This window comes from Streptomyces sp. NPDC012888 (genome assembly GCF_042900645.1).
Classification (GTDB): Bacteria; Actinomycetota; Actinomycetes; order Streptomycetales; family Streptomycetaceae; genus Streptomyces.
Map to the genome: position 1 here is coordinate 2,346 of NZ_JBIBBM010000029.1, position 2,716 is coordinate 5,061.

Genomic DNA, 2,716 nt, shown 5'->3' on the forward strand with positions numbered 1-2,716 from the left:
AGCGGCTTGCTTGCTCATCTCCCAAGTAGCACGGGGCCCGAGAAATCCCGTGTGAATCTGGCGGGACCACCCGCTAAGCCTAAATATTCCCTGGTGACCGATAGCGGATAGTACCGTGAGGGAATGGTGAAAAGTACCGCGGGAGCGGAGTGAAATAGTACCTGAAACCGTGTGCCTACAAGCCGTGGGAGCGTCGGATGCACTTGTGCATCTCGTGACTGCGTGCCTTTTGAAGAATGAGCCTGCGAGTTAGCGGTGTGTAGCGAGGTTAACCCGTGTGGGGAAGCCGTAGCGAAAGCGAGTCCGAATAGGGCGATTGAGTTGCACGCTCTAGACCCGAAGCGGAGTGATCTAGCCATGGGCAGGTTGAAGCGGAGGTAAGACTTCGTGGAGGACCGAACCCACCAGGGTTGAAAACCTGGGGGATGACCTGTGGTTAGGGGTGAAAGGCCAATCAAACTCCGTGATAGCTGGTTCTCCCCGAAATGCATTTAGGTGCAGCGTCGTGTGTTTCTTGCCGGAGGTAGAGCACTGGATAGGCGATGGGCCCTACCGGGTTACTGACCTTAGCCAAACTCCGAATGCCGGTAAGTGAGAGCACGGCAGTGAGACTGTGGGGGATAAGCTCCATGGTCGAGAGGGAAACAGCCCAGAGCATCGACTAAGGCCCCTAAGCGTACGCTAAGTGGGAAAGGATGTGGAGTCGCAGAGACAACCAGGAGGTTGGCTTAGAAGCAGCCACCCTTGAAAGAGTGCGTAATAGCTCACTGGTCAAGTGATTCCGCGCCGACAATGTAGCGGGGCTCAAGCGTACCGCCGAAGTCGTGTCATTGCAGCATAAAGCCCCAACGGGTGCTGTGATGGGTAGGGGAGCGTCGTGTGCCGGGTGAAGCAGCACCGGAAGGTAGTTGTGGACGGTTCACGAGTGAGAATGCAGGCATGAGTAGCGATACAAGAGTGAGAAACTCTTGCGCCGATTGACTAAGGGTTCCTGGGTCAAGCTGATCTGCCCAGGGTAAGTCGGGACCTAAGGCGAGGCCGACAGGCGTAGTCGATGGACAACCGGTTGATATTCCGGTACCCGCTTTGAAACGCCCAATATCGAATCCATTAATGCTAAGGCCGTGAAGCCGTTCCGGACCCTTCGGGGAAAGGAAAGTGGTGGAGCCGCTGATCCAAGGTGGTAGTAGGTAAGCGATGGGGTGACGCAGGAAGGTAGTCCAGCCCGGGCGGTGGTAGTCCCGGGGTAAGGGTGTAGGCCGTGTGGTAGGCAAATCCGTCACACGTTAAGGCTGAGACCTGATGCCGAGCCGATTGTGGTGAAGTGGATGATCCTATGCTGTCGAGAAAAGCCTCTAGCGAGTTTCATGGCGGCCCGTACCCTAAACCGACTCAGGTGGTCAGGTAGAGAATACCGAGGCGTTCGGGTGAACTATGGTTAAGGAACTCGGCAAAATGCCCCCGTAACTTCGGGAGAAGGGGGGCCATCACTGGTGATCGGATTTACTCCGTGAGCTGGGGGTGGCCGCAGAGACCAGCGAGAAGCGACTGTTTACTAAAAACACAGGTCCGTGCGAAGCCGTAAGGCGATGTATACGGACTGACGCCTGCCCGGTGCTGGAACGTTAAGGGGACCGGTTAGTGACCTTTCGGGGTTGCGAAGCTGAGAACTTAAGCGCCAGTAAACGGCGGTGGTAACTATAACCATCCTAAGGTAGCGAAATTCCTTGTCGGGTAAGTTCCGACCTGCACGAATGGCGTAACGACTTCTCGACTGTCTCAACCATAGGCCCGGTGAAATTGCACTACGAGTAAAGATGCTCGTTTCGCGCAGCAGGACGGAAAGACCCCGGGACCTTTACTACAGTTTGATATTGGTGTTCGGTTCGGCTTGTGTAGGATAGGTGGGAGACTTTGAAGCAGCCACGCCAGTGGTTGTGGAGTCGCCGTTGAAATACCACTCTGGTCGTGCTGGATGTCTAACCTCGGTCCGTGATCCGGATCAGGGACAGTGTCTGATGGGTAGTTTAACTGGGGCGGTTGCCTCCCAAAGGGTAACGGAGGCGCCCAAAGGTTCCCTCAGCCTGGTTGGCAATCAGGTGTTGAGTGTAAGTGCACAAGGGAGCTTGACTGTGAGACCGACGGGTCGAGCAGGGACGAAAGTCGGGACTAGTGATCCGGCGGTGGCTTGTGGAAGCGCCGTCGCTCAACGGATAAAAGGTACCCCGGGGATAACAGGCTGATCTTCCCCAAGAGTCCATATCGACGGGATGGTTTGGCACCTCGATGTCGGCTCGTCGCATCCTGGGGCTGGAGTCGGTCCCAAGGGTTGGGCTGTTCGCCCATTAAAGCGGTACGCGAGCTGGGTTTAGAACGTCGTGAGACAGTTCGGTCCCTATCCGCTGTGCGCGTAGGAATATTGAGAAGGGCTGTCCCTAGTACGAGAGGACCGGGACGGACGAACCTCTGGTGTGCCAGTTGTCCTGCCAAGGGCATGGCTGGTTGGCTACGTTCGGGAGGGATAACCGCTGAAAGCATCTAAGCGGGAAGCCTGCTTCGAGATGAGTATTCCCACCTCCTTGAGAGGGTAAGGCTCCCAGTAGACGACTGGGTTGATAGGCCAGATGTGGAAGCCCGGTAACGGGTGGAGCTGACTGGTACTAATAGGCCGAGGGCTTGTCCTCAGTTGCTCGCGTCCACTGTGTTAGTTCTGAAG

At 56.3% G+C, this 2,716-nt stretch carries 1 rRNA gene (running past one end of the window); it reads left to right on the top strand.

Features of this window, described 5'->3' with window-relative positions:
- A 23S ribosomal RNA gene (locus tag ACFY61_RS31950) occupies positions 1–2,684 on the top strand (it extends 252 nt beyond the left edge of the window).
- The last annotated feature ends 32 nt before the right edge of the window (positions 2,685–2,716 follow it).